Here is a 25,408-nt window from a genome sequence, read left to right as displayed (position 1 = left end):
CGACGGCACCAGCCTCCGCCTCAGCGACGCCACCGAAGGACGAGGAGTGATGCCCCTGACCTAACCCCCGACAGGGAGAACACCTGTCCGCCGACAGGGAAGTCACCTGTCCGCACACAAGGAAATCCCGCTGTCCGTTGACACTGCCGGAGAGCATCGAGCACCGGACTCAGGGCGGTCGCGTGGTGACCGCCGTCGATCTCGACGACGAGCCCGACGTCCTCCCAGGCGAGATCGAGATAGACCCGTCCGCCCGGCGTCCGACGGACTGCTTGGCGGGTCGGGGGCGGGAGACCGTAACGCCGACACAACGACGCCACATCGAGCTCGCCGAGCGAGTGGGCGCCATCGCATACGTCGCGGATCACCGCCTTGATGAATGCACGGCGACGACAACGGGTGAGGGTCATGAAGGCGCTGGTCAACCGCTGCGGAGAGACGATCCTCTGCTGGACCGCCAGACACAGCAGGAGAGCAGCGGTCCGGTCGGTCATGGCCCACTGCATCGCATTGAGCAGCGCCCTCTCGGGAACCACGCGAGGGATCCCGCCCCGAGTCGAGGGAGGCATGACGGAGTAATGGCGCAACCGCACGCCTGCTACGCGGTGACGCCTGTTGCGCTTGGGGATCGCAACGTCGATCGCGTCCGCGGAGAAGCCGGTCATCCCACTGGCCAGCAACGCAGACACGCCGTCGAGAATCGCCCCGGCGCCGCTCTCCCAGATCGCGTGCCACCACTGGGCCGGACCCGTCACATCGCCTGTGGTCACCCCGACGGTGTGGCGACCCAGTCGCCGCCAGCGCCCCGCCTCGACCTCACCGCGGACGTCGTCGCGACCCACGCCGACCTTCCTGAGGTCGGCTCGATGCGCGACGCCGCCGTACCGCGCTGCGATCCCGGCGGCTCGACGGCTGCGGACGTCACGCGGAAGTCGGCGTCGGGGAATTTCCATACCGGGAGGTTGGCCTGGCTACCCACCCTGCGGAAGACGCCGCAACGATATGTGTGGACGACCCGCCCGGAAGGTCGTTCAGTGTGGACGACGGCTGATCGCGCCCCTGGCACACCCGGCAGCCCGCACCACACACCGGCATGCCCACCGCGCGACATACCGCGCCCCTGGCACACCCGGCAGCACTCCACCACACACCGGCATGCCCACCGCGCGACACACCGCGCCCCTGGCACACCCGGCAGCACCCCACCACACACCGGCATGCCCACCGCGCGAGCAACCGTCTCGGGGAGGAGGGCGCGGCGCCGGCGGAGACGTGGAGCGGAGGTCCGATCCGACTCAGAAGGCGTCGTGCGGGGTGTAGGTGCCCCACACCTCGCGCAGCGCGTGGCTGACCTCGCCACCCGTTGCACGGGCGCGCAGCGCCTCCTTCATCGGGTACAGGACGTTCTCAGTCCCGCGCGCGGCCTCCTTGAGGCGCTCCAGCGCCGCCTCCACCGCCGCGTTGTCGCGCTCGGCGTGCAGGGCGGCCAGCCGCTCGCACTGGTCGGCCTCGATCTGCGGGTCGACGCGCAGCGGCTCGTACGGCTCCTCCTCGTCGATCCGGAACCGGTTGACGCCCACGACCGTCCGCTCCCCTTCGTCGATTTCCAGCGCGATCCGATAGGCACTCCGCTCGATCTCGCTCTTCTGGAACCCCTGCTCGATCGCGGCCACCGCACCGCCACGGTCCTCGACCGCCTCGATGAGATCGGTCACCGCCCGCTCGAGGTCGTCGGTCATCGACTCGATGACATAGGACCCGGCGAAGGGGTCGACGGTCTTGGTCACGTCGGTCTCGTACGCGATGACCTGCTGGGTGCGCAGCGCCAGACGTGCGGCCTTCTGGGTCGGCAGCGCGATCGCCTCGTCGTAGGAGTTCGTGTGCAGCGACTGCGTCCCACCGAGGACCGCACCGAGGCCCTGGAGGGCGACACGGATGAGGTTGACCTCCGGCTGCTGCGCCGTCAGCTGGACACCGGCGGTCTGGGTGTGGAAGCGGAGCATCATCGACTTCGGGTTCTGCGCGCCGAACTCCTCCTTCATGATGCGCGCCCAGATGCGCCGTGCCGCGCGGAACTTCGCGATCTCCTCGAGCAGCGTCGTGCGCGCGACGAAGAAGAACGACAGCCGTGGGGCGAAGTCGTCGACGTGCAGCCCGGCGTCGACCGCCGCCCGCACGTAGGCGATCGCGTTGGCCAGCGTGAAGGCGATCTCCTGCGCGGGCGTCGCCCCGGCCTCGGCCATGTGGTAGCCCGAGATCGAGATCGTGTTCCAGCGCGGGATCTCCGTGTGGCAGTAGGCGAAGATGTCGGAGATCAGCCGCAGGGACTCCTTCGGCGGGAAGATGTAGGTGCCCCGGGCGATGTACTCCTTGAGCACGTCGTTCTGGATCGTGCCGGTCAGCCTGTCGGCCGGCACCCCCTGCTCCTCGGCGACGATCTGGTACATGAGCAGCAGGGTCGCGGCGGGGGCGTTGATGGTCATCGACGTCGAGATCTTGTCCAGCGGCAGCCCGCCGAAGAGAACCCGCATGTCGTCGATCGAGTCGATCGCCACGCCGACCTTGCCGACCTCGCCGCTGGCGATCGACTCGTCGCTGTCGTAGCCCATCTGCGTCGGCAGGTCGAAGGCGACCGAGAGCCCTCCGGTGCCGTTCGCCACGAGCTCGTGGTAGCGCTCGTTGGACTCCTTGGCCGTGCCGAACCCGGCGTACTGGCGCATGGTCCACGGCCGACCGGTGTACATCGACGGGTAGACCCCCCGGGTGAACGGATACGCCCCTGGATCACCCAGTCGCGAACCGGCGTCGAACCCGTCGAGGTCGTCCGGGCCGTAGACGGCCTTGATGGGGAGGTCGGACTCGCTGCGGGCGCCGGTGTCACTCATGGGTCCAACCGTAGTGGGGCGCGCCGAACCGCGGACAGGGGCCGTGGCCGACCTCACCGCACCCTGACTCCGCCGTCCGTCGGAGCCGCGCGAACGCCCCACCGGCTACCCTGCTGCGCATGCAGCCCGCTCCCGCTCGCGCCGCGATCGTCAGCGGCTACTTCAACCCTCTCCACATCGGCCATCTCCAGATGATGGAGGCCGCCCGCGAGCTCGGCGACGGCCACCTCGTCGTCATCGTCAACTCCGACGAGCAGCAGCGGATGAAGAAGGGCAAGGTCATCTTCACGGAGGACGTCCGCCTGCGGATCGTGCGGGCACTCCGGGTGGTCGACGACGCCTTCGTCGCGGTCGACACCGACGGCAGCGTCACCGACTCGCTGCGCAAGGTGCGCGCCGCATACCCGGGCAGCTCGCTGGTGTTCTGCAACGGCGGCGACCGGCGCGACCCGGACGCGATGCCGACGAGCGAGTCCGAGGTCTGCGCCGAGCTCGGCATCGAGATGGCGTTCGGAGTCGGCGGCCAGGACAAGGCCGACTCGAGCAGCCGGATCCTCGAGGAGCTCGGCGAGGGCCCCTGAGCCCGGCATCCCAGGCCTAGCGGGACGGGTCTCGCACCTGCTGCTCACCGGAGCGTCACCGGACACTCTCCGGCAGGTCACCGGATCCGCACCGGCGCCTGCCACGGTCGATCCGTGCGGATCGCGATCGTCACCGAGTCCTTCCTCCCCTCCCGCAACGGGGTCACCACGAGCGTCTGCCGGATCACCGAGGAACTGACCGCTCGCGGTCACGAGGTCGAGATCATCGGCCCGGGACCGACGACCGATCGGTATGCGGGGGCCCGGGTCCACAGCCTGCCCACCGTGCGCGTCCGAGAGTTCCCGACGGGACTGCCGACCGCACGCGTGGACCGACTGCTCCGGGACATCGGCCCCGACATCGTGCATCTCGCGTCACCGTTCGCGGTCGGGAGACGTGGGGTGCACGCCTGTGCCGCTCTGAGACTCCCCTGCGTCGCGGTCTACCAGACGGACATTCCCGCCTACCTCCGCCACCACGCTCCGGGCGTGGTCGGCCGGTCCGCCGAGCGTGCGGCCTGGCGCTGGGTGCGCGGCATCCACGACTGCGTCGACCGCACGCTCGCCCCCTCGACGGCGTCGGTCGAGGCCCTCCAGCGGGCCGGGATCGAGCGGGTCCACCTGTGGCGACGCGGGGTCGACACGACGTTGTTCAGCCCCACGCGGCGAGCGGGCAGCGGGTCCCGCAGACTCCGCGAGCGGCTCGCTCCGCGCGGTGAGGTGATCGTCGGCTATGTGGGGCGCCTGGCGCCGGAGAAGGAGGTCGAGCGGCTCGCGGAGGTGGTCGGGTTGTGCGGGGTCACCGTCCTCGTCGTCGGCGACGGACCCAGCCGCCCCGAGCTCGAGCGACGCCTCGTGGGCGCCCACTTCGTCGGGTTCCGCGACGGCGACGACCTGGCCGACGCCTATGCGGCGTGCGACGTGTTCGTCCACACCGGCACCGCCGAGACCTTCGGGCAGACCCTGCAGGAGGCGGCGGCGACGTCGCTGCCCGTCGTGGCACCGGCGAGCGGGGCCCGCTCGACCTCGTCCGGCCGGGCGGCACGGGCTTCCTCTTCGACCCGCACCGCCCGGGCGCCCTCCGCGACCAGGTGCTCCGCCTGGTCGCCGACCCGGCCCTGCGTCGGCGGCTGGGAACCGCCGGTCAGCTCGAGGTCGAGGGCCGATCGTGGGGTGTGCTCACCGAGCAGCTGCTGGAGCACTACGCCGCCGTCCGCGGGAGGTCGGCACCGGTCGAGCCGGTGCTCCGAACAGCCGTCAGGCCAGACCGAACTCGAAGCGCGTGACGGGCCGCCACACGCCGTCGCCGCCGTGCTCGTAGACGTGCACGGCGTCGACGGGGAAGCGCACCTCGTACGACGCGAGCTCGGTGAAGGCCCGGTCGAGTGCCGCGTCGGGCAGGTGGTGGGCGACCGTGACGTGCGGGTGGTAGTTGAACTCGAGGTCGCGGTCGACGGGTCCGGACCGCACCGCGGACTCGAGCCACTCGCACTGCGCGATCCCGGCGGCGAGCTGGATGAAGACGACCGGCGAGACGGGGCGGAACGTGCCTGTGCCGCGCAGGTGCACCTCGAACGGCTCGAAGCCGGCGCATACCCACTGGAGGTGATGCTCGAAGCGCGCGCGGTCCTCCTCGGGGACCTCGGTGGGCGGCAGGATCGTGATGTGCGCGGGGATCTGGCAGGCCATGGGGTCACCGAAGTCCTCACGGAACCGCTGCAACGCGGCGCCGTGGGGTTCGGGGATCGCGATCGCTACGCCGATGGTCGCCATGACCGCAGCACCTTAACCCACGGGTAACAACGCTCAAACCCGATCGGCGCGGGGCACCGGGGGGAGCAGACCCATCCGGTCGTAGACGCGGGCGACGGTGCGGCGCGCGACCTCATGGGCGCGCTCGGCGCCGCGCGCGACGATCCGGTCGAGCTCGGCCGGGTCTCCGAGAAGCTCGGCCATCCTCGTCTGGAAGGGCTCGAGCGCCGTGACCACGATCTCGGCGACCTCCTTCTTCAGGTCGCCGTAGCCGCGACCGACGAAGTCCCGCTCGATCTCCTCGATGCGCCTGCCCGAGAGGATCGAGTGGATGACGAGCAGGTTGGAGACACCCGCCTTGGCGTCCGGGTCGTAGCGCACCTCGCCGTCGGTGTCGGTCACGGCCGCCCTGATCTTCTTCGCGATGCGGCCGGGCTCGTCGGACAGGAGGATCAGACCCTTCTCGGGCGAGGTCGAGCCGGACATCTTCGACGTCGGCTCGGTGAGATCCATGATCTTCGCGCCCTCCTTGAGGATGTACGGCTCGGGCACGACGAGCCCGTCGCCGAAGCGCTGGTTGAACCGCAGAGCGAGGTCTCGGGTGATCTCGAGGTGCTGGCGCTGGTCCTCGCCGACCGGGACGTAGGCCGCGTCGTACATGAGGATGTCGGCGGCCATGAGCATCGGGTACGTGAACAGCCCGACGTTGGCGTTCTGGCCCTTGGAGGTCTTGTCCTTGAACTGGGTCATCCGGCTCGCCTCGCCGAATGCGGTGAGGCAGCCCATGACCCAGCCGAGCGCCGGGTGCTCGTGCAGGTGGCTCTGGACGAAGACCGAGGAGCGCTCGGGGTCGACGCCGCCGGCGATGAACTGGGCGGCGGTGATCCGGGTGCGGCGCCGCAGCACCTCGGGATCGGTCGGAACGGTGAGCGCGTGCAGGTCGGCGACGAAGTAGTACGCGTCGAACTCCTCCTGCAGCCCCACCCAGTTGACGAGCGCCCCGAGGTAGTTGCCGAGGTGCAGCGAGTCGCTCGTCGGCTGCATGCCGGAGAGGATCCGCGGCCGCTCGGCGGTGGTCGGCTCGGCGGGGGTCGTCGGGTCGGCGGAGGCGCTGGACATGGCCGCGATTCTCGCACCCGGCTCGGCCAGCCCCAAACGGTATGCGGTGCGCACCCCGTCGGCTGGTTAGGCTCCTGCAGGTGAGCACCCAGCCCCCCATCCCGGACGCCCCGGACGACGACGGTCGCATCCTGTTGTCGCAGGCGACCGTGGGCGACCTCGAGGAGGAGTACGTCCTCGACGCGCTGCGCTCGGGATGGGTCGCACCTCTCGGGCCGCACGTCGACGCCTTCGAGACCGAGATGGCACAGCGGTGCGGGGTCGAGCACGCGCTGGCGCTCTCGTCGGGCACGGCTGCGCTCCACCTCGCTCTCGAGGGCGTGGGTGCCGGCCCGGGTCGGGCCGTCGTGATGTCCTCGATGACGTTCGCGGCCACGGCGAACGCCGTGGCGTACACCGGCGCCACACCGGTCCTGGTCGACTCCCGCCCGGGGGACGCGAACATCGACCCGCTGCTCCTCGACGACGCGCTCGGCACGCTGCGCCGCGAGGGCGTCGACGTCGCGGCCGTCGTCCCCGTCGACCTCTTCGGCCGGGTCTGCGACTACGACGTCATCGACCAGGTGGTCGCGACGCACGGGGGTGACCAGCGCATACCCGTCATCGCGGACGCGGCGGAGTCGGTGGGGGCCAGCTTCCGCGGTCGGCCCTCGGGCTCGTTCGGCCTCGCGGCCGCGCAGTCGTTCAACGGCAACAAGATCATGACGACCTCCGGCGGCGGGATGCTCCTGTCGAACGACGGGGACCTGATCGCGCGGGCGCGCTACCTCTCGACCCAGGCCCGCCAGCCGGTGCCCTGGTACGAGCACACCGAGACCGGCTACAACTACCGGCTCTCGAACCTGCTGGCGGCCCTCGGCCGGGCACAGCTCGTCCGGCTCGACGACCTCGTCGCCCGTCGCCGCGAGATCCGCGACCTCTACGCCGCCGGACTGGCCGAGGTTCCCGGCATCCGCTTCCTCGGCCGCGAGGAGGGTCGCGACGACGAGGAGGACAACTGCTGGTTGACCGGGATCGTCGTCGACCCCGCCGAGCACGCGACCACCGCCGACGAGATCGTCGCCGCGATGAACGCGACGGGTATCGAGGTGCGCCACCTGTGGAAGCCGATGCACCGACAGCCGGCTCTGTCCGGCGCCCGGGCGTTCGTCTCGGGAGTCGCCGACGACCTGTTCGCGCACGGCGTCACACTCCCGAGCGGAGCGGGGTTGCGCGACACCGATATCGAGCGTGTCGTCGCTACTTTGCTGGCACATCTGGGACGCTAGGCTCGCCGCGTTGTCCAGCGGCCCCGGCTGCAGCAGCGACCGGGATGTGAGCCCTGCGGCTCCCGCACGACAGGATGGTCACCATGCGTGAGACAACCCTCGGTCAGAAGCTCGGCGCCGAGTTCCTCGGGACGTTCTGGCTGGTCTTCGGCGGGTGCGGCACCGCCGTGTTCGCCGCGAGCTTCGTCGCCGGCAACATCGTGGCGGGCCAGAGCCTGCTGCTGGGGGTCGGCTTCCTCGGCGTCGCACTCGCGTTCGGCCTGACCGTCATGACCATGGCCTATGCGGTCGGGCACATCTCCGGAGCTCACTTCAACCCGGCCGTGACGGTCGGCCTCTCCGTCGCCGGCCGCTTCGAGTGGCGCGACGTGCCGGGCTACATCGGAGCGCAGCTGCTCGGCGGAGGCCTCGGCGCGACGGCGATCTGGGGCATCGCGCGCGACCAGCCCGGCTGGGACCGGATCGGCAACATGGCCGCCAACGGCTACGGCGACAACTCCCCCGGCGGCTACGGCCTGGTCGCCGTGATCGTGGCCGAGGTCATCCTCACCGCGGTGTTCCTCTACATCATCCTCGGGGCGACCGACGACAGGGCGCCGTCCGGATTCGCTCCGATCGCCATCGGCCTCGGGCTCACCCTGATCCACCTCATCTCGATCCCGATCTCGAACACCTCGGTCAACCCGGCCCGCTCGACCGCTGTGGCGTTCTTCAACGGGGACGGGGCCCCCGCGCAGCTGTGGGTGTTCTGGCTCGCGCCGATGGTCGGCGCCGCGATCGCAGGGGCAACGTTCGTCCTCATCACGGGCATCGACCGCCGCGACCGCGACATCGATGGCACCATCGACCTCGAGGACGTCAAGGTCGCCGACCACGTCGACCCCGACGCCCCCCGCTGACCCCACCGCCTCGTTTGGTGCGTAGTTCCGTGTTCGGGGCGAGACTTCGCACCGGTCGGCGGAGGAACGCACCCGACGACGAGGGCTCCTGATGCCCGACATCGGCTGAACGGGCCATCCCCGCCCAAGGCCCTGACAGCCATGATCCCCGGCCCTAGCCTGCATAGAGGCAGATGCGTGAGCACGCCGAGGGAGCACAGCCATGACACAGTCGTCCGGGCCGGTCGTCGGCCGCCGATCGTTCCTCGTTCTCACGGCATCGGGGGTGCTCACGCTCTACGCGGGCGCACCGGGTGCCCGCGCCACGGCGGTGGCATCGACCAGACCCGCGACCCTCCCACTGGGTGAGGTGCCCAAGTTCGTCGCGCCGCTCGTCGAACCGCCGGCGATGCCACGTTCGGGTCGGACACGTCACGACGGTCGGCTGGTGGACGTCTATCGCATCGCGATGCGCCAGTTCGACCAGCAGGTCCTGCCGCCGGATCGGCCGGCGACGACGGTGTGGGGCTACGGACCCGAAGACGTCGGCCGGGGTCAGGTGCTCTTCTTCGCCCCGAGCATGACCATCGAGGCCGAGCACGGGACCCCGGTGCGCGTCACCTGGGTGAACGGTCTCACGGATTCCGAAGGTCGGTACCTGCCACACCTCCTGCCCGTCGACCCCACGCTGCACTGGGCCAACCCGGAGCAGCGGGCGAACGCCGACGGCCGGGAGCGCACCGACCAGACGCCGAGCTTCGACGGCCTGACCTACGTGCCACCCGAGGAGTTCACCGATCCCGCGACGCAGTACACCGCATACTCCGGGCCGGTCCCGATCATCACCCACGTCCACGGGGCGATGGGCGTCGGCGAGGAGAGCGACGGCTACACCGAGGCGTGGTACCTGCCCGACGCCTCCGACATCCCCGGCGGGTACGCGCACCACGGCCGGTGGTTCGAGTACTTCCGCTCGGTCGCAGACTCGAAGTTCGGCGTTGCGTGGAGTGCCGGCGAAGCCACCTTCCAGTACCCGAACGACAACCCCGCCTCCACGCTCTGGTACCACGACCACGCCCTCGGGCTGACCAGGACCAACGTCTATGCCGGACCCGCCGGCTTCTACATCGTCCGTGGCGGACCCTACGGCGACGACGCCGTCATCGACTCCGCGACCGGACGGCGTGCGGTGCTCCCCGGCCCCGCACCGGGCACCCCGAACCAGGGGCAACCGCGCCACCACGAGGTGCTCCTGGCGATCCAGGACCGCTCCTTCACCGACGACGGACAGCTGTTCTACCCGGACTCGCGGGCGTTCTTCGACGGATACGAGGGGCCGTACATCGGGGAGCCCGACTCCCCCATCCCGCCGATCTGGAACCCGGAGTTCTTCGGCAACGCCATCATCGTCAACGGCCGCACCTGGCCCTACCTCGAGGTCGAGCAGCGCCGGTACCGGCTGCGGCTGCTCAACGGGTGCGGCTCCCGCTTCCTCATCCTCGACTTCGCCGCGATCCCCGGCGTGCGCGTCTGGCAGATCGGCGGCGACGGCGGCTTCCTCGACGCACCGCTCGACCTGGCCACCGCATACGACAACCGGGTGCTGCTCGGGCCGGCCGAGCGGGCCGACCTCATCGTCGACTTCACGTCGGTTCCGCTCGGGGCGCACGTGCTGACCAACCTCGGTCCCGACGAGCCCTTCGGTGGGGGCGAACCGATTCTCGACTTCGACCCGGCCGACCCGGCGACCACGGGCCAGGTCATGCAGTTCCGGGTCGCGCGTCGCCGGGGCGCCGACCGGACGACGCCGCCGGAGCGGCTCGTGCTGCCGGCACCGCCGCCCGTGCCGGAGCCCGACCACGTCCGCAGACTCGCCCTCATCGAGCACCTTCACGAGCCGGACGAGAACACGGAGGCGCCGATCGCGGCCTTGCTCGGGGTCGTCATGGACCACGGCGACGGGATGCTGCACGCCGAGGAGCGGATGTGGTCGGCGGAGGTCAGCGAGACGGTCGAGCCCGGCGCGACGGAGACCTGGGAGATCTACAACCTCACCGCCGACGCCCACCCGATCCATCTGCACGAGGTCAGCTTCGACGTCATCGACCGGCAGGGCATCGTGATCCCCGAGGACGGCCACGGGTTCATGCTCGGCGACGCGCCCCCCGTGCCGCCGATGCCCTGGGAGTCCGGACGCAAGGACACGGTCATCGCCTACCCCGAGCAGGTCACGCGCATCCGGGCGACGTTCTCGACGCCCGGCCGCTACGTCTGGCACTGTCACATCCTCGAGCACGAGGACAACGAGATGATGCGTCCGATGCAGGTCGGGGAGGTGGGTGGGGGCGCACCGACCGACTGACGGTCGAGTGAGCCACTCCGGTGGGCGGTCCGAGGCTGCGCCGGACGGCGCGGACCTGAGTGGGTCGAGCACGCCTGCCGCTGCTAGCGTCAGGGACGTATCCGCGTGAAGGCGGCACGCTGTCGCCTGCGCCCACCCACGAAGGAGTGAGGGAACCGCCATGAGCACCACCCCCGTCAAGGTCGCCGTCACCGGAGCAGCGGGCCAGATCGGCTACAGCCTGCTGTTCCGCATCGCGAGCGGCTCGCTCTTCGGGCCGGACGCCCCCGTCGAGCTGCGGCTGCTCGAGATCACGCCGGCCCTGAAGGCTCTCGAGGGCGTCGTCATGGAGCTCGACGACTGCGCGTTCCCGACCCTGGCGAAGGTCGAGATCGGCGACGACCCGAACATCATCTTCGACGGCGTCAACCACGCGCTCCTCGTCGGCGCCCGCCCGCGCGGACCCGGCATGGAGCGCGGCGACCTGCTCGAGGCCAACGGCGGCATCTTCGCCCCCCAGGGCAAGGCGCTGAACTCCGTCGCCGCCGACGACGTGCGGGTCACGGTCACCGGCAACCCAGCGAACACCAACGCCCTCATCGCGATGAGCAACGCGCCCGACATCCCGCGCGAGCGCTTCGCGGCCCTCACCCGCCTCGACCACAACCGCGCGATCAGCCAGCTCGCCGCCAAGACCGGCGTTCCCGTCACCGACATCCGCAAGATGACGATCTGGGGCAACCACTCCGCGACCCAGTACCCCGACATCTTCCACGCCGAGGTCTCCGGCAGGAACGCCGCCGAGGTCGTCGACGACGAGGCCTGGCTCGCCGAGACGTTCATCCCCACCGTCGCCAAGCGCGGGGCCGCGATCATCGAGGCGCGAGGCGCGTCGAGTGCCGCCAGCGCTGCGAGCGCCACCGTCGACCACGCCCGCGACTGGGCGCTCGGATCGGCCGACGGCGACTGGGTCTCGATGGCGGTGTGCTCAGACGGCTCCTACGGCGTTCCCGAGGGGCTCATCTCGTCCTTCCCCGTCACCACCTCGGGCGGCGAGTGGTCCATCGTGCAGGACCTCGACATCAACGACTTCTCCCGGCAGCGCATCGACGCCTCCGTCGCCGAGCTCGCGGAGGAGCGCGAGGCCGTCAAGGGCCTCGGCCTGATCTGAGCACCAGGTCCGGGTCGACCGCAGCCGGTCGGCCCGGGCGCGTGCCGCATACCCCTGTCGCTGCCGCCGTCTGCCGACCGCACCCGAAAGGACTCCCCCGACGTGAGCTCCACCATCATCTACACCTTGACCGACGAAGCCCCGATGCTCGCGACCTACTCGTTCCTGCCGATCGTGCAGGCCTACGCCGGCCAGGCGGGGGTGGAGGTCGAGACGCGCGACATCTCCCTCTCGGGCCGGATCCTCGCGGCGTTCGCCGACGTCCTCCCGGAGGACCAGCGGATCGCCGACGACCTCGCCGAGCTCGGCCGCCTAGCGACGACGCCCGAGGCCAACATCATCAAGCTGCCGAACATCAGCGCCTCGACGCCGCAGCTGAAGGCCGCGGTGGCCGAGCTGCAGGACAAGGGGTATGCGCTGCCCGCCTACCCCGACGACCCGCAGTCGGACGAGGAGAAGGACGTGCGCGCCCGGTACGACGCCGTGAAGGGCTCGGCCGTCAACCCCGTGCTGCGCGAGGGGAACTCGGACCGTCGCGCGCCGGAGGCGGTCAAGGGCTACGCACGCAGGCATCCCCACTCGATGGGCGAGTGGAGCTCGGACTCGCGCACCGAGGTCGCGACGATGGGCCAGGACGACTTCGCGAGCAACGAGCAGTCCGCCGTGCTCGGCTCCGACGACATCCTGACGATCCAGCACATCGCAGCCGACGGCACGGTCACCACCCTCAAGAGCGGCCTGAAGGTGCTCCAGGGCGAGGTCGTCGACTCCACCGTCATGCGGGCGGCCGCGCTCGACGAATTCCTCCGTGAGCAGGTCCGGCGGGCCAAGGAGCTCGACGTCCTGTTCTCGGTCCACCTCAAGGCGACGATGATGAAGGTCTCGGACCCGATCATCTTCGGTCATGTCGTGCGGGTCTACTTCGCCGACGTCTACGCCGAGTACGGCGACCGGCTCATGGCGGCCGGACTCGACGGCACGAACGGGTTGGCCGCGGTGCTCTCCGGACTGGACTCGATCGACGGTGGGGAGGAGATCCGTGCGGCCTTCGAGCAGGCGCTCGCCGACGGACCGCGCCTGGCGATGGTCAACAGCGACAAGGGCATCACCAACCTGCACGTGCCGAGCGACGTCATCATCGACGCGTCCATGCCGGCGATGATCCGCACCTCGGGGCACATGTGGGGTGCGGACGGCGAGGAGCACGACACCCTTGCGGTCATCCCGGACAGCAGCTACGCAGGGGTGTACTCCGCCGTCATCGAGGACTGCAAGAAGCACGGCGCGTACGACCCGACGACGATGGGCTCGGTACCGAACGTCGGGCTGATGGCCCAGAAGGCAGAGGAGTACGGCAGCCACGACAAGACCTTCGAGATCTCCGCCGACGGCAAGGTCCAGGTCGTCGCCGAGGGCGGAGAGGTCCTCATGGAGCACGAGGTCAGCGCCGGCGACATCTGGCGCGCCTGCCAGACCAAGGACGCTCCCATCCGCGACTGGGTCAAGCTCGCGGTCACCCGCGCCCGGGCGACCGGCGACCCGGCGGTGTTCTGGCTGGACGAGAACCGCGCCCACGACGCCCGGCTCATCGAGAAGGTCCGCACCTATCTTGCGGACCACGACACCGACGGTCTCGACATCTCGATCATGGCGCCGGAGGCGGCCGCCGCGCACTCGGTCGAGCGGATCCGGCAGGGGCTGAACACCATCTCGGTGACGGGCAACGTCCTGCGCGACTACAACACCGATCTGTTTCCCATCCTCGAGCTCGGCACGAGTGCCAAGATGCTCTCGGTCGTCCCGCTCATGAACGGCGGCGGACTGTTCGAGACCGGCGCCGGCGGCTCGGCGCCCAAGCACGTCCAGCAGCTCACCTCGGAGAACTACCTGCGCTGGGACAGCCTCGGTGAGTTCCTTGCCCTGGCCGAGTCGTTCCGCCACCTCGGGGACACGACGGACAACGCCAAGGCGCTCGTCCTCGCCGACGCGCTCGACAGGGCGACCGGCACCCTGCTCGACGAGAACAAGTCGCCGGCGCGCCGGGTCGGGCAGATCGACAACCGCGGCAGCCACTTCTACCTCGCGCTGTTCTGGGCCGAGGAGCTGGCGAAGCAGACCAGCGACGCCGAGCTCGCCGAGCGGTTCAGCGCGCTCGCGTCGTCGCTGCGGGAGCAGGAGCAGACGATCACCGACGAGCTCATCGCCGTGCAGGGTTCCCCCGCGGACATCGGCGGCTACTACCGACCCGATGACGAGAAGGCCGCGGCGGTGATGCGCCCGAGCCCGACGTTCAACGCGGCGCTGGCGTCGCTCGCGTCCTGAGCATTCCCGCGCCGCCCGGTCGCGTGTTTGGTCCGTTGTCCTGAGTTCGGTGTGCTGTAGCGCGCCGAACGCAGTGCAACGGACCAAACGCGGCAATGGACCACCCGCGGACTCCGGGCTCAGCGCAGGTCGCGCAGGTCCAGCGTGAACGCCGACACGGCGACGAGGATGCCGCCGATGACGAGCATGGCCACGTCCAGCCAGCGCTGCCGGACGACGAGCCCGCCCGCCCGCTCGTCGGGGTAGAACGCCCGGATCGCGGCCGCCAGCCACATCGAGCAGGCGAAGCTCGCGCCCGCGCGCCACATGTGGTCGGTCGCGACGAACAGCAGGGCGACGACGAGCCCGATGGCCAGCAGCCACCACAGCCCCAGGTTGCTGACGATCGGCGGCCGCGGCTCGGCCGTCGCCACTGCCGAGCCGGGATCAGGGACGGGACCCTCGGTGCCGGGCGGCGCATACCGCCTGATCTCGCGCACCTCGTCGTCGCGGAGGTGCGCCTCGGGCTCCGGTTCGCTCATGGCGGAGGTATGCGGTGGTCGCCTACGCGAGACCCGCGTGCCGCTCGGCCGCGTCGACGACGTTGCGCAGCAGCATCGCCCGCGTCATCGGGCCGACGCCGCCGGGGTTGGGACTGATCCAGCCGGCCACGTCGGCGACGTCGGGGGCCACGTCGCCGGCGATCCGGCCGTCCACCCGTGAGACACCGACGTCGAGGACCGCTGCGCCCGGCTTGACCATGTCGGCCGTGATGATGCCCGGCACCCCGGCTGCGGCGATGACGATGTCGGCACCACGGACCTCGGCCGCGAGGTCGCGGGTCCCGGTGTGGCAGAGGGTCACCGTCGCGTTCTCGGATCGACGGGTGAGGATCAGGCCGAGCGGCCGCCCCACCGTGAGGCCGCGTCCGACAACGGCGACCTTGGCACCGGCGATCGGCACGTCGTAGCGCCTCAGCAGCTCGATGCATCCCATCGGCGTGCACGGCAGCGGCGCCGGTTCGCCGAGGACGAGCCACCCGAGGTTCGTCGGGTGCAGACCGTCGATGTCCTTGTCGGGGTCGACGGCGGAGAGGATGCGGTTCTCGTCCAGGCCGGTCGGCTGCTGAACGAGGAATCCGCTGCACGCGGGGTCGGCGTTGAGCTCGGCGACGGTGGCCAGGACGTCGTCGAGCGTCGCGGTCGCGGGAAGGTCGCGGCGCAGGCTCGTGATGCCGATCTCGGCGCAGTCGCGGTGTTTGGCCGAGACGTACCAGTGGCTCGCCGGGTCGTCGCCGACGAGCACCGTGCCCAGCCCGGGGGTGACACCCTGCTCGGCCAGATCGGCGACGCGGTCGGTCAGCTCGGCCTTGATCGTGGCGAGGATGGCCTTGCCGTCGAGGATCGTTGCGGTCACGGGCTTCACCCTAGTCGGGCGGGTGCAAGCGGTCGGACGCGCCCGCGCGGTGTCGGCGGTGCGTCGCGTCGGCGAGAGCCGTCCGACGGCCGCGTCGGAGAGCTCAGCTCTCGAGCACGCCCATCCGCCGCGCGAGCTCGTGGACGGTGTCGATCGTGTCGGCCTCGTCGGCGGTCTTGTCGTCGCGGTAGCGCAGCACCCTGGCGAAGCGCAGGGCGACCCCGCCGGGATAGCGGACCGAGCGCTGTAGCCCGTCGAAGGCGATCTCGACGACCTGCTCGGGTCGGACGTGCACTGCGTAGCGGCTGCGGGACCGCTCGAGCTCGAGGAACCGCGTCGTCTGCCACGCGAGCATCTCGTCGGTCATCCCCTTGAACGTCTTGCCGAGCATGACGAACTCACCGGTGCGTGGGTCCCGCGCCCCGAGGTGGATGTTCGACAGCAGACCGGTGCGCCGCCCGCTGCCCCACTCCACGGCGAGGACGACGAGGTCGAGGGTGTGCCGCGGCTTGACCTTCACCCAGCCCGCACCACGCCGGCCGGCGGCATAGGGGATGTCGAGGTCCTTGACGACCACTCCTTCGTGGCCGGCGGCGAGCATCCGCGCGGCGAAGTCCTCGGCCTCGGCCAGGTCGTCGGTCACCGTGCGTGGGACGAGGTATGCGCCGGCCACCTCCTCGAGAGCGGCGAACCGGTCGGCGGTGGGCAGGTCGATGAGGTCCTCGCCGTCGCGGTGGAGGACGTCGAAGAACATGACGGTGAGCGGCCAGCGGGCCCGGAGCGTCTCGACATCGGCGGAGGACGCGGTGCGTGAGGCGCTGTCCTGGAAGGGCACGGGCCGACCGTCCTGCATGACCAGGGCCTCGCCGTCGAGGATCAGCGCGCTCGCCGGAAGGCCGAGGACGACCTCGACGACCTCGGGCAGTCGCGCCGTGATGTCGTCGAGGGACCTCGTGTAGACCGTGACCCGCCGCTCGCCGTCGTCGTCGGTGACGAGGTGGGCCTGGATGCGGATGCCGTCGAGCTTGCCGTCGACGGCGGCCGGACCGCTGCGGCCCTCCCACGCGGCCGGGAGGTCGGCCGCCGAGGAGGCGAGCATCGGCCGCACGGGAGAGCCCGGAGTGAGGCTGAATCGGTCCAAGCCCGCCTCGCCCTCACCGGTCAGCGCGTGGGCCACCGCGGCGCTCGAGGCCCCGAGCATGGCGGCCCGCCGGACCCGGGCCGCGGGGACCTCGAACGCCTCGGCGAGTGCGTCGAGGAGCACGCCGTCGAGGGCGCCCTGACGGACCTCGCCGGTGATGAGGCCGCGCAGGAAGCGCTGCTCGTCCTCGGTGGCCCGGCCGAACAGCGACTCGAGGTGCTCGCGACGTCTCGTGGCCGAGCCCGGCCCGGCGAGGGTGCTCATCGTCTCGAGGGCGTGGTCGACGTCGGCGATGGTCAGGCTCGACTCGGCCGCTGCGATCGGCAGCGACTGCAGCGAGCGGTACCCGATCCCGGTGCGGCGCTGGCGCAGGGTGCCGGAGAGGTAGAGCGCCGCGAGCTCGGCGTCCTCCGGGCTGTGGGCCGAGCGGATGGCCTCGGCGATGACGGCACGTTTGGCCAGGCGGGACGACGTGGCGCCGACCCGCGTCGAGGCGTCGACGACCACACGCAGGAGCATGACCACCAGTCAACCGCATGCCACCGACACCGCTCGAGGGCTCGGTCCGGTTGAGCCGACCCGCCGGCGGTCCGGGCACGTGAGAGGGAGCGGGAGGTGCGCCCCGCATACGATCTGCTCGTGACCGACCCGACCGCCATCGGCCTGCTCCTCGCCGCCGGGGCGGGCACCCGGATGGGCCGTCCCAAGGCCCTCGTGCACGACGAGGCGGGCCGGCCATGGCTGCACCGCGCGGTGGACGCGCTCCGGGACGGCGGATGCGACCATGTGATCGTCGTCCTCGGCGCCCGCGCCGGCGAGGCCGAGCGGCTGCTGGACGGCATGGTGGTCACGGTCGTCACCGCCGAGGACTGGGCAGCGGGCATGAGTGCTTCGCTGCGCACCGGCCTGCTCGCCGCGGTCGACCACGTGCGGCGGACTCCTCGGGACGTGGGCGCCGTCGTCGTCACGCTCGTCGACCTGCCCGACGTCGACTCCCGCGTCGTCGAGCGCGTCATCCGGCAGGTCGGCACCGACCCGTCGGCGCTGGGCCGGGCGACCTACGACGGCAGCCCGGGCCACCCCGTCCTCATCGGGCTGGACCACGTCGAGGCTGTGCTCGCGACGACGAGCGAGGACAAGGGCGCCCGTGACTACCTGCGCGAGCAGGGCCTCACGCTCGTTGAGTGCTCCGACCTCGCGACCGGCCACGACGTGGACTCACCGCCGACCTGAGGGTGGGCGGGTCGATGGCCTTTTCTTCCTCAGGAAGGAAGGGCCATCTGTGGGAGACCTGCGATGTGTCCCCACCCCGGGGTTTCCTTCCCCAGGAAGAAAACCCGCTCCACCGCCCCGATCAGTCGACCGCGCGGGCCAGGGAGGCGAGCGCGGCGGGGAAGCACTCCGCCGGCGGGGTGACGAGCCCGGCGCCGACCTGCCCCGTTCCCGCGACCGCGCCGGCCATGCCGGTGTTGATCTGCGGGAGGATGCCGGTGCGCGCCACCTTGGTGACGTCGATGCCGGTCGGCGTGCCACGGAACTCGAGGATCGGCACCTGGTACACCGGGTGCTCGGCCTCGGTGATCTCGTACATCCGCTGCGTCGCCTCGAGCGCGAACGGCACGTCTCCGCCGACGAACTTGACGATCGCCGGCGCCGCGGCCATCGCGAAACCGCCGATCCCACCGGTCTCGGTGATCGCCGAGTCGCCGATGTCGGGGTTGGCGTCCTCCGGCCCGAAGTCGCCGAGGAAGAGCCCCTCGGGCGTCAGGGCCGGACCCGTGAACCACTCATCGCCGGTGCCGGAGACGCGGATCCCGAAGTCGGTGCCGTTGCGGGCCATCGTGGTCACGATCGTCGAGCCGGGTATGCCGTGGGCCGCGAGCGTGGCCAGCTTCGCGGCGGGCATGCCGAGGTTGAGGAAGAAGTGCTCGTTCGCGCCGGAGAAGCGCACCGCCTCGGCGATGTCGGAGGACGAGCCCTCGGCGGTGACCAGACCCGGGAGCAGCTCGCGCAGCAACATGAGCGAGCCGGCGCGGTTGCGGTTGTGGCCCTCGTCGCCCATCTGCAGCATCTGCGCGATGATCGCGGTGATGTCGATCGACCCGACCGAACGGACCGCCTGACGCAGCAGTGGGCCGAGGACGTCGGTCATCCAGTGCAGCCGGGTGATGACCTCCTCGTTGTAGGCGCCGTAGCGCAGCACCTTGCCGAGCCCCTCGTTGAGGGAGCACCACGAGGTGTTGTCGTGGACCTCGTCACGCAGCTCGTACATCCACATCGACGGGCTGACCACGCCAGCCATCGGCCCGACCGCGTCGCGGTGGTGGCACGGCTCGAACTCGTAGACGCCAGAGGCGAGTTGACGCTCGGCCTCCTCGGCCGTGTCGGCCAGTCCCTCGAAGAGCACGGCACCGATGAGGGCACCTTGCATGGGACCGGACGCGCGGTCCCAGGTCAGCGGTGGTCCGGCGTGCAGGAAGCTCCCCTTCTCGAGGCCGAGCGCCTCACCGGCCGGCACGACGTCGACGAGCGTGGCGGTCGAGGCCGTCATCCGGGCGACCGCCGTCGCGTTCGCCTCGACGCGCCGAGGGTCGCCCATGACGCGCGCCAGATCGGTCTCGGTGCCCTCCATCGGCGGCTGCCAGTCGGCCTCGCTCACGGCGACGGCCTGGTCGCGCAGGGCGTCGGCGAACAGGCCGACGCCCGCGGTGGCGACGACGGGGTCGGTGCCGAGGAGTCCTCGCAGCGGGCTGGTCATGATGCGTTCCCTTCGAGCTGGGCGACGGCGTGCCGCGCGGCCGCGGCGTTGGACAGGAAGATCGACGCACCGGCGCCGGCGAGGACCTCGGCGGTGCGCGCATACCCCTGCGGGTCGTCGTCGGTCCCCGTGAGGGAGACGACGACGGGGAGCGCTCGTCCCGACTCGTGCGCCGTGACCCGCGCGTCGCGGATCGCGTCGGCGAGCTCGAGGGCCGGGACCGGGTGGGCACCATGGCCGAGGACGAGGTCGAGCAGGAGCACCCCGCAGGACGCGTCGGCAGCCTCGGCGGCGATCCGCTCCATCCGCAGGCTCGGGTCGATCATCGGGTGGGCGCGGCCCTGGGTCATCTCGTCGTCACCGAAGTCGACGACGAGATGCCCGGCCACCCGCTCGTGCCCGCCGACGTGGAGCGCGGCGTCGTGCGCGATGTTGGAGCGGATCGGCTCGCTGAGCAGCTCGGCCGCGACGATCATCGCCTCGTCGGCGAGGGTTCCCCCGCAGAACAGCCCGCGCAGGCCGGCCCCTCGGGTCAGACCCTCCGGATCGGGCTCCGCGACGTGCACGGGCCAGGTCGGCACGGACGCGCCAAGCGAACCGAGCGCCGACTCGACAGCGGCCGTGAGGTCGGGTCGACCCTCGCCGAGGATCGCCCAGTGCACGTCCAGCCCGAGGTCGTCGGCGTACGAACGGATCTCGGCGAGCACGGTGTCGTCCGGCGGCTTCGAGACGACGATCACCGACGTGGTCTGCGGGTCGTCGGCGAGGGCCGCGAGCGCCTGGCGCGTCGAGCGGCCGCCGACAGCGGACTTCAGGTCGCGGCCGCCGACGCCGATGCAGTGGCTGACCCCGACTCCGGCCGCGTCGAGCAGGCACATGACCTGCTGGGCGCCGGTGCCGGACGCGGCGACGAGACCGACCGAGCCTTCCCGGACGACATTGGCGAATCCGAGCGCCACACCCCGCACCAGCGCCGTGCCGCAGTCCGGGCCCATCACGATGACGTCGGCCCCGCGGGCGGCGTCCTTGAGCCGGATCTCGTCCTCCACCGAGACGTTGTCCGAGAAGAGCATGACCGACAGGCCCGCCGCGATCGCGTCGTAGGTCTCGGTCACCGCATGCTGCCCCGGCACGGAGATCAGGGCGAGGGTCGCGTCCGCGGCGCGCGCCGCCGAGCCGACGGTGCGCGGCGGGGGCGCCTCGCCCATGCCGCCGCCCCCGCGTGAGCCGGCCCGGAGCGCGGCGAGCTCGACCTCGACGGCGGCCAGACCCGCCTGGATCGCCTCGTCGGAGTCGCCCCGCAGGGCGACGACGAGGTCGTTGGCCGCGGCGCCGTCGGGCACGGCGAAGCCCATCCCGGTCAGGACCTCGACGTTCAGCTCGGTCGCCATCGCGACCTGGGCCGAGGTGATGCCCTCGGTGCCGGCGACGGCCCGCGAGACCTGCATGAGGCTCACCGAGTCGTGGTACGCGCCGCGCCTGAGCTCGACGACAGTGGGCTGGTCGGTGGTCACGCGACGGTCCTTTCGACGGACGGGTGGGACGGTGGAGCGTAGAGAGCGGCGTGGATCCCCCGCAGCAGCGCCGGGCCGGACGTGTGTCCGATCGCCGCGACGCGCGGTCGGAGCCGGAGCGCCCCGTCGCGGTCGCCGCCGACGACGGCGTCGACGTACTCGACGACCTCGGGCACCGCATACCCCTGCGCGGCGGCGCGCAGGAGTGCGGCGGACAGGGCCGTCGTGCGGTGCAGGTGCGGTTCGAGATCGGGGACGCACCCGCCGAGGGCCCACCGCACGAGGAGGTGCCCCGCGAGCTCGTCGTCGGCCTCGGGCGTCAGACCGGGACCGCTGCCGAGCCGACCGATCAGCCGGGTCATCGAGGACGGGGTATGCGCTGCGCACCCCGGCGAGCCGCGCCGCTCGGTCCGGGGTTGCCAGGCGCGACGAACGCGGGCCGGGCGGACGGTGCGGACCGCCTCGACGAGCAGGCCGGATGCGCAGACGGATCCGCCCCCGACGGACACCGTCTCGCCCTGCTCGACCGGCCACCGGACCGTCGCCGAGGTGACCGGAAGCCGCAGCGCGATCGGCAGCGCGAGGGCGTCGGAGGTGACGACGGGCAGCACGTCCGTCGTGCGGGCCTCGCCGTCGCGATCGAGGAGGAGGTACACGCCCAGCCTCGTGCGGGCGGCGACCCGCGCCTCGCGGACCGGGCCGTGCACGAGCGCTGCGGACAGGCTGCTCACCGCACCGCGGATCGGAGCGCTGGCGGTCATGACACCTCTGTCGTGGTGAGTCGGTCGGATGAGTGGCGGCGAGGGACGCCCCGCGTGGGCTGGGCGGCCCGGGCCCCGAGTGGTCGGACACGAGTGGTCGAGCCACCCGGTCCGTTCGACGCTACCGAGGGGGCTATCGTGGGCGGATGGTAGATGTTGCCAACGATCTGCGACGTCTCTGCCACAACCTGCCAGATCGACCGTGACACGAGCATCGACGGTGACATGAGCACTGAGCCCGATTCGAGCGCCACCGGCACCACCGCACCCCGCGTGTCCGCGCGATGGCGCGCTCAGGCCGAGAGCGAGGGCGTCCCGGTCGACGGGCTCGGGCCCGAGGTGCTCACGCTCCTGGACCGTCAGGCGGCCGTCATCCAGCGCGAGGAGGACGCCCACCGCATCCTCAACCGGATCGTCCTGGCCGGCGGCTCGCTCACCGAGCTGTGCACCGACCTCGTCTCCGTCCTCGGCGACGAGGGTCGCGCCGCCGCCATCGTCACGACGACCGACGGACGACTGCTCGCCGAGGGCGGCGACCCGCAGGCCCTCGAGTACGTCCACCGGCTCGACTGTTTCGACCGCACCGGACGCCTCATCGTCGAGTCGGAGCCGGTCGGCCTGCGGACCGGCGGCGGCGAGCGCGTGCGACGGGCCATGGTCCGGGTGCTCGCCGGGTCGACCGACCTGGGCCGGATCGCCGCGTTCAGCATGGACCGCGCCCTCGACGAGGAGGACATCCACCTGCTGCAGCGAGCGGCGACCGTGGCGGCGCTGGCGATCACCAAGGAGCAGGCGGTCGCCGCGGTCGAGAGCAAGTACCGCGCCGAGTTCCTCCGCGACGCCCTCTCCGGCCGGGCCGGGCGCGACACCGAGGCGGTCGCGCATGCGGACTCCCTGGGCTGGAACATCGACCGGCCGATGGTCGTCGTCGTCGCCGAGACCGACGAGAACGACGACGAGTCGCATCGCTCCGCCGAGGAGGTGCGGGCTCTGCAGCAACGGTTCGTGCGGGCCTGGGTGCAGGCGGTCGCCGCGCGCGACACGAGCATCCCCGTCGCCGGCTTCAGCCAGGAGGTCGTCGGACTCTTCCCCGTCGCCACGGACCAACCGACCGAGTCGATCATGCGCACCGTCGGCGAGGTGGTGCGGGTGGTCTCCGGCGACGGCGGCGGCGGGCGGCGCACCTTCGCCACCGGGGTGTCGCGTCCGGTGACCTCGCTCGCGGGGCTGCCCACCGCATACGAGGAGGCGCTCAAGGCGGTCTCTGTGGGCCGCCAGATGAACGGCACGTCCTCGATCGCGCACTTCGACGACCTGGGGATCTACCGGCTGCTCGCCCTCATCCCGGACAGCACCGACCTGCGCCGCTTCGTCGAGGAGTCGCTCGCCGAGCTCGCGACGGACGACTCGCCCGAGTACGCCGACCTGCGCCGCACGCTCTCGGTTCTCATCGACACGAACATGAACGTCGCCGAGACCGCGCGCGCCCTGTTCTTCCACTACAACACCCTGCGATACCGGATCGCCAAGCTCGAGCGCATGCTCGGCCCGTTCGGCTCCGATCCGCAGCTGCGGCTCACCCTCGCCCTGGCGCTGAAGATCCACGAGATGCGCGGCATCTGAGCACGCGCGCGCCCTGCCGGGGACGTCGGCCCACCCCACCGGCATGCCAACCGCGCGACATGCCACGCCCCTGACATACCCCCACCGCCGGCCCACCCCACCGGCATGCCAACCGCGCGACATTCCACGCCCCTGGCATACCCCCACCGCCGGCCCACTCCACCGGCATGCCAACCGCGCCCCGTGCCCGTGAACGGGCGCCGACAGGCGCCCCACCTGCGGAATCCGCAGCACCCGCTGCGACAACTCTCACCAACGGGGCCGCCCCTCCGCTGTCACGTATTGCCAGTAGAAGATCCCACACCGGCGACTAGGTTCCCTGTATCCATAACCCGTAGAGAGCCACGCCGCTGTGGCGGGCTCGCCGTTAGAGAGGATCCGCCGATGGCACTCGGTCTCGGTTGGAAGCAGGTCAGCCCCGAGCGGGTGGCCTCGGGCGACGTCGTCGCCCCGAACGAGCGACTCCCCTGGCCGAAGACCGTCGGTCTCGGCGCCCAGCACGTCGTGGCGATGTTCGGTGCCACGTTCGTCTTCCCTCTGGTCATGGGCCTGAACCCGCAGCTCGCGATCATGATGAGCGGCATCGCGACCGTCCTGTTCCTCCTCATCGTCCAGGGCAAGGTCCCGAGCTACCTCGGCACCTCGGCGGCCTTCGTCGGCGGTGTCGCCGCGATCCGCGCCAACGGCGGGGACTCCCCCGAGGTGACCGGCGCCATCTTCGTCGCCGGTCTGATCCTCCTGGCTGTCGGCGTGGCCATCCACTTCGTCGGTGCGAGCCTGCTCCACAAGGTGCTGCCGCCCGTCGTCACGGGCGCGGTCGTCATGCTCATCGGCTTCAACCTCGCACCGGTCGTCGCGAACATCTACTGGCCCCAGGACCAGTGGGTCGCCCTCGCGACCATGCTCTTCACGATCGTCGTCGCCGTCGCGTTCCGCGGCTTCATCAGCCGGATCTCGGTCTTCCTCGCCCTGATCTTCGGCACCGCCCTGTCATGGGTGCTCGACCAGACCACGGGCCCGATCTTCTCCGTCCTCGGTGGCGCCACCGAGCCGACCGAGCACCTGCGTTGGGACACCTCGGCCGTCGGTGACGCCTCCTGGTTCGGCCTGCCGCAGCAGACCACGGTCGCAGCGGACGGCATGGAGGTCGTCGGATGGCACTTCCCGACCTTCTCCGCCGCCGCGATCGTCCTCGTCATCCCGGCCGTCATCGCCCTCATCGCGGAGAACGCCGGCCACGTCAAGGCGGTCGCCGAGATGACCGGTGACGACCTCAACCCCTACATGGGCAGGGCGATCGGCGCCGACGGTGTCGGCACGGCCGTCGCGTCCTTCGTCGGCGGCTCGCCGACGACGACCTACGCCGAGAACATCGGCGTCATGGCCGCGACCCGCGTGTACTCCACCGCGGCCTACTACGTCGCCGCCGCGGTGGCCATGCTGTTCGGCCTCTCTCCGAAGTTCGGCGCCCTCGTCGCCTCCATTCCCGGCGGTGTCCTCGGCGGCATCACGGTCGTCCTCTACGGCATGATCGGCCTGCTCGGCGCCAAGATCTGGAAGGAGAACGGCGTCGACTTCGCCAACCCGATCAACCTCGTGCCCATCGCGGCCGGCATCATCATCGGCACCGGCAACGTGTCGATGAACATCACCGACACGTTCAGCCTGAGCGGCATCGCCTTCGGCACCATCGTGGCCATCGGCGCCTACCACCTCGCCCGCGCCCTGGCCCCGGCCGAGCTGCGCGCGGACGCCGATCGCGTCGGCGGCACGATGTCGGCGGTCGGTCCGACCGTCTACGGTGACAGCGACGGCATCGACGACCTCTACCAGGACGGCTACCCCGGCCAGCCGGGGCGAGAGCGTCGCCACGACGAGCTCTGACCCGCGGTCCGGCGG

The 25,408-nt window shown here is 71.2% G+C and carries 20 protein-coding genes and 1 pseudogene; 10 read left to right on the top strand and 11 right to left on the bottom strand.

All coding sequences use genetic code 11. The annotated features are described in order from the left end of the window. Positions 1 to 20: 20 nt before the first annotated feature. Together GA707_RS13785 and GA707_RS13780 are read right to left on the bottom strand one after the other, a co-directional pair. Complete coding sequence (locus GA707_RS13785) at positions 21 to 953, bottom strand: hypothetical protein (RefSeq protein ID WP_152179012.1); 933 nt, start codon at positions 951 to 953, stop codon at positions 21 to 23. A 342-nt stretch (positions 954 to 1,295) separates the two neighbouring features. Then, positions 1,296 to 2,885, bottom strand: a complete 1,590-nt coding sequence (locus GA707_RS13780) for a methylmalonyl-CoA mutase (protein WP_152179011.1) — start codon at positions 2,883 to 2,885, stop codon at positions 1,296 to 1,298. 119 nt (positions 2,886 to 3,004) lie between these two features. Here GA707_RS13780 and GA707_RS13775 point away from each other — a divergent pair, with 119 nt between their 5' ends. Then, on the top strand, positions 3,005 to 3,466 hold the full coding sequence (locus GA707_RS13775; protein ID WP_152179010.1) for an adenylyltransferase/cytidyltransferase family protein: 462 nt from the start codon (positions 3,005 to 3,007) through the stop codon (positions 3,464 to 3,466). A gap of 114 nt (positions 3,467 to 3,580) precedes the next feature. Next, positions 3,581 to 4,429: pseudogene (locus GA707_RS13770) on the top strand (glycosyltransferase); the annotation flags it as partial. Here GA707_RS13770 and GA707_RS21820 read toward each other — a convergent pair. Genes GA707_RS21820 through trpS form a run of 3 tightly spaced genes read right to left on the bottom strand, consistent with a single transcriptional unit; the run spans position 4,372 to position 6,337 of the window. Further along, positions 4,372 to 4,668, bottom strand: coding sequence for a hypothetical protein (locus GA707_RS21820; RefSeq protein ID WP_370460042.1), 297 nt, complete (start codon positions 4,666 to 4,668; stop codon positions 4,372 to 4,374). The pseudogene GA707_RS13770 and the gene GA707_RS21820 sit on opposite strands and share 58 nt — an antisense overlap. A 55-nt stretch (positions 4,669 to 4,723) precedes the next feature. Continuing rightward, positions 4,724 to 5,239, bottom strand: a complete 516-nt coding sequence (locus tag GA707_RS13765; protein WP_152179009.1) for a 2'-5' RNA ligase family protein — start codon at positions 5,237 to 5,239, stop codon at positions 4,724 to 4,726. A 33-nt stretch (positions 5,240 to 5,272) separates the two neighbouring features. After that, the gene (trpS, locus tag GA707_RS13760; RefSeq protein ID WP_152179008.1) at positions 5,273 to 6,337 is read right to left on the bottom strand and encodes a tryptophan--tRNA ligase; all 1,065 of its coding nucleotides are present in this window, start codon (positions 6,335 to 6,337) and stop codon (positions 5,273 to 5,275) included. An 80-nt stretch (positions 6,338 to 6,417) separates the two neighbouring features. Between trpS and GA707_RS13755 the strand changes: the two genes are divergently transcribed. The 5 genes from GA707_RS13755 (at position 6,418) to GA707_RS13735 (ending at position 14,317) form a co-directional block, all read left to right on the top strand. After that, positions 6,418 to 7,605, top strand: coding sequence for a DegT/DnrJ/EryC1/StrS aminotransferase family protein (locus GA707_RS13755; protein ID WP_226963797.1), 1,188 nt, complete (start codon positions 6,418 to 6,420; stop codon positions 7,603 to 7,605). Positions 7,606 to 7,688: 83 nt separating this feature from the next. Beyond that, complete coding sequence (gene aqpZ / locus GA707_RS13750) at positions 7,689 to 8,504, top strand: aquaporin Z (RefSeq protein ID WP_152179006.1); 816 nt, start codon at positions 7,689 to 7,691, stop codon at positions 8,502 to 8,504. Between the two features lie 202 nt (positions 8,505 to 8,706). Beyond that, positions 8,707 to 10,845 carry a multicopper oxidase family protein gene (locus GA707_RS13745; protein WP_152179005.1) on the top strand — a complete coding sequence of 713 codons (2,139 nt, stop codon included), beginning with the start codon at positions 8,707 to 8,709 and terminating at the stop codon, positions 10,843 to 10,845. Between the two features lie 160 nt (positions 10,846 to 11,005). Continuing rightward, positions 11,006 to 11,995, top strand: coding sequence for a malate dehydrogenase (locus GA707_RS13740; RefSeq protein WP_152179004.1), 990 nt, complete (start codon positions 11,006 to 11,008; stop codon positions 11,993 to 11,995). A gap of 102 nt (positions 11,996 to 12,097) precedes the next feature. After that, positions 12,098 to 14,317: an NADP-dependent isocitrate dehydrogenase gene (locus GA707_RS13735; protein WP_226963796.1), complete on the top strand. Its 2,220-nt coding sequence runs from the start codon at positions 12,098 to 12,100 to the stop codon at positions 14,315 to 14,317. A gap of 119 nt (positions 14,318 to 14,436) precedes the next feature. On the opposite strand, the gene GA707_RS13730 is transcribed toward GA707_RS13735, so the two are convergent. From GA707_RS13730 to GA707_RS13720, 3 genes are all read right to left on the bottom strand, one after another. Next, a complete protein-coding gene (locus GA707_RS13730; protein WP_152179003.1) occupies positions 14,437 to 14,838 on the bottom strand; it encodes a DUF3017 domain-containing protein in 402 nt (133 codons plus the stop codon). A 22-nt stretch (positions 14,839 to 14,860) separates the two neighbouring features. Next, a complete protein-coding gene (locus tag GA707_RS13725; protein ID WP_152179002.1) occupies positions 14,861 to 15,712 on the bottom strand; it encodes a bifunctional methylenetetrahydrofolate dehydrogenase/methenyltetrahydrofolate cyclohydrolase in 852 nt (283 codons plus the stop codon). Between the two features lie 103 nt (positions 15,713 to 15,815). After that, positions 15,816 to 17,372, bottom strand: coding sequence for an ATP-dependent DNA ligase (locus GA707_RS13720; RefSeq protein ID WP_152179001.1), 1,557 nt, complete (start codon positions 17,370 to 17,372; stop codon positions 15,816 to 15,818). A 120-nt stretch (positions 17,373 to 17,492) separates the two neighbouring features. Here GA707_RS13720 and GA707_RS13715 point away from each other — a divergent pair, with 120 nt between their 5' ends. Continuing rightward, positions 17,493 to 18,086, top strand: coding sequence for an NTP transferase domain-containing protein (locus GA707_RS13715; protein ID WP_226963795.1), 594 nt, complete (start codon positions 17,493 to 17,495; stop codon positions 18,084 to 18,086). Positions 18,087 to 18,207: 121 nt separating this feature from the next. On the opposite strand, the gene GA707_RS13710 is transcribed toward GA707_RS13715, so the two are convergent. Genes GA707_RS13710 through GA707_RS13700 form a run of 3 tightly spaced genes read right to left on the bottom strand, consistent with a single transcriptional unit; the run spans position 18,208 to position 21,886 of the window. Then, on the bottom strand, positions 18,208 to 19,611 hold the full coding sequence (locus GA707_RS13710) for a DUF1116 domain-containing protein (RefSeq protein WP_152179000.1): 1,404 nt from the start codon (positions 19,609 to 19,611) through the stop codon (positions 18,208 to 18,210). Then, positions 19,608 to 21,125 carry an FdrA family protein gene (locus tag GA707_RS13705; protein ID WP_226963794.1) on the bottom strand — a complete coding sequence of 506 codons (1,518 nt, stop codon included), beginning with the start codon at positions 21,123 to 21,125 and terminating at the stop codon, positions 19,608 to 19,610. The genes GA707_RS13710 and GA707_RS13705 overlap by 4 nt, the downstream gene beginning before the upstream one ends. Then, a complete protein-coding gene (locus GA707_RS13700) occupies positions 21,122 to 21,886 on the bottom strand; it encodes a DUF2877 domain-containing protein (RefSeq protein WP_152178999.1) in 765 nt (254 codons plus the stop codon). The genes GA707_RS13705 and GA707_RS13700 overlap by 4 nt, the downstream gene beginning before the upstream one ends. A gap of 225 nt (positions 21,887 to 22,111) precedes the next feature. Between GA707_RS13700 and GA707_RS13695 the strand changes: the two genes are divergently transcribed. Both GA707_RS13695 and GA707_RS13690 read left to right on the top strand, forming a co-directional pair. Beyond that, a complete protein-coding gene (locus GA707_RS13695) occupies positions 22,112 to 23,509 on the top strand; it encodes a CdaR family transcriptional regulator (protein ID WP_152178998.1) in 1,398 nt (465 codons plus the stop codon). Between the two features lie 384 nt (positions 23,510 to 23,893). After that, the gene (locus GA707_RS13690) at positions 23,894 to 25,393 is read left to right on the top strand and encodes a uracil-xanthine permease family protein (protein ID WP_152178997.1); all 1,500 of its coding nucleotides are present in this window, start codon (positions 23,894 to 23,896) and stop codon (positions 25,391 to 25,393) included. The last annotated feature ends 15 nt before the right edge of the window (positions 25,394 to 25,408 follow it).

The sequence above is a fragment of the Nostocoides sp. F2B08 genome (assembly GCF_009184895.1).
GTDB lineage: Bacteria > Actinomycetota > Actinomycetes > Actinomycetales > Dermatophilaceae > F2B08.
Note: the sequence above shows the minus strand (reverse complement) of the source record. Positions and strands in the feature narration are given on the sequence as shown.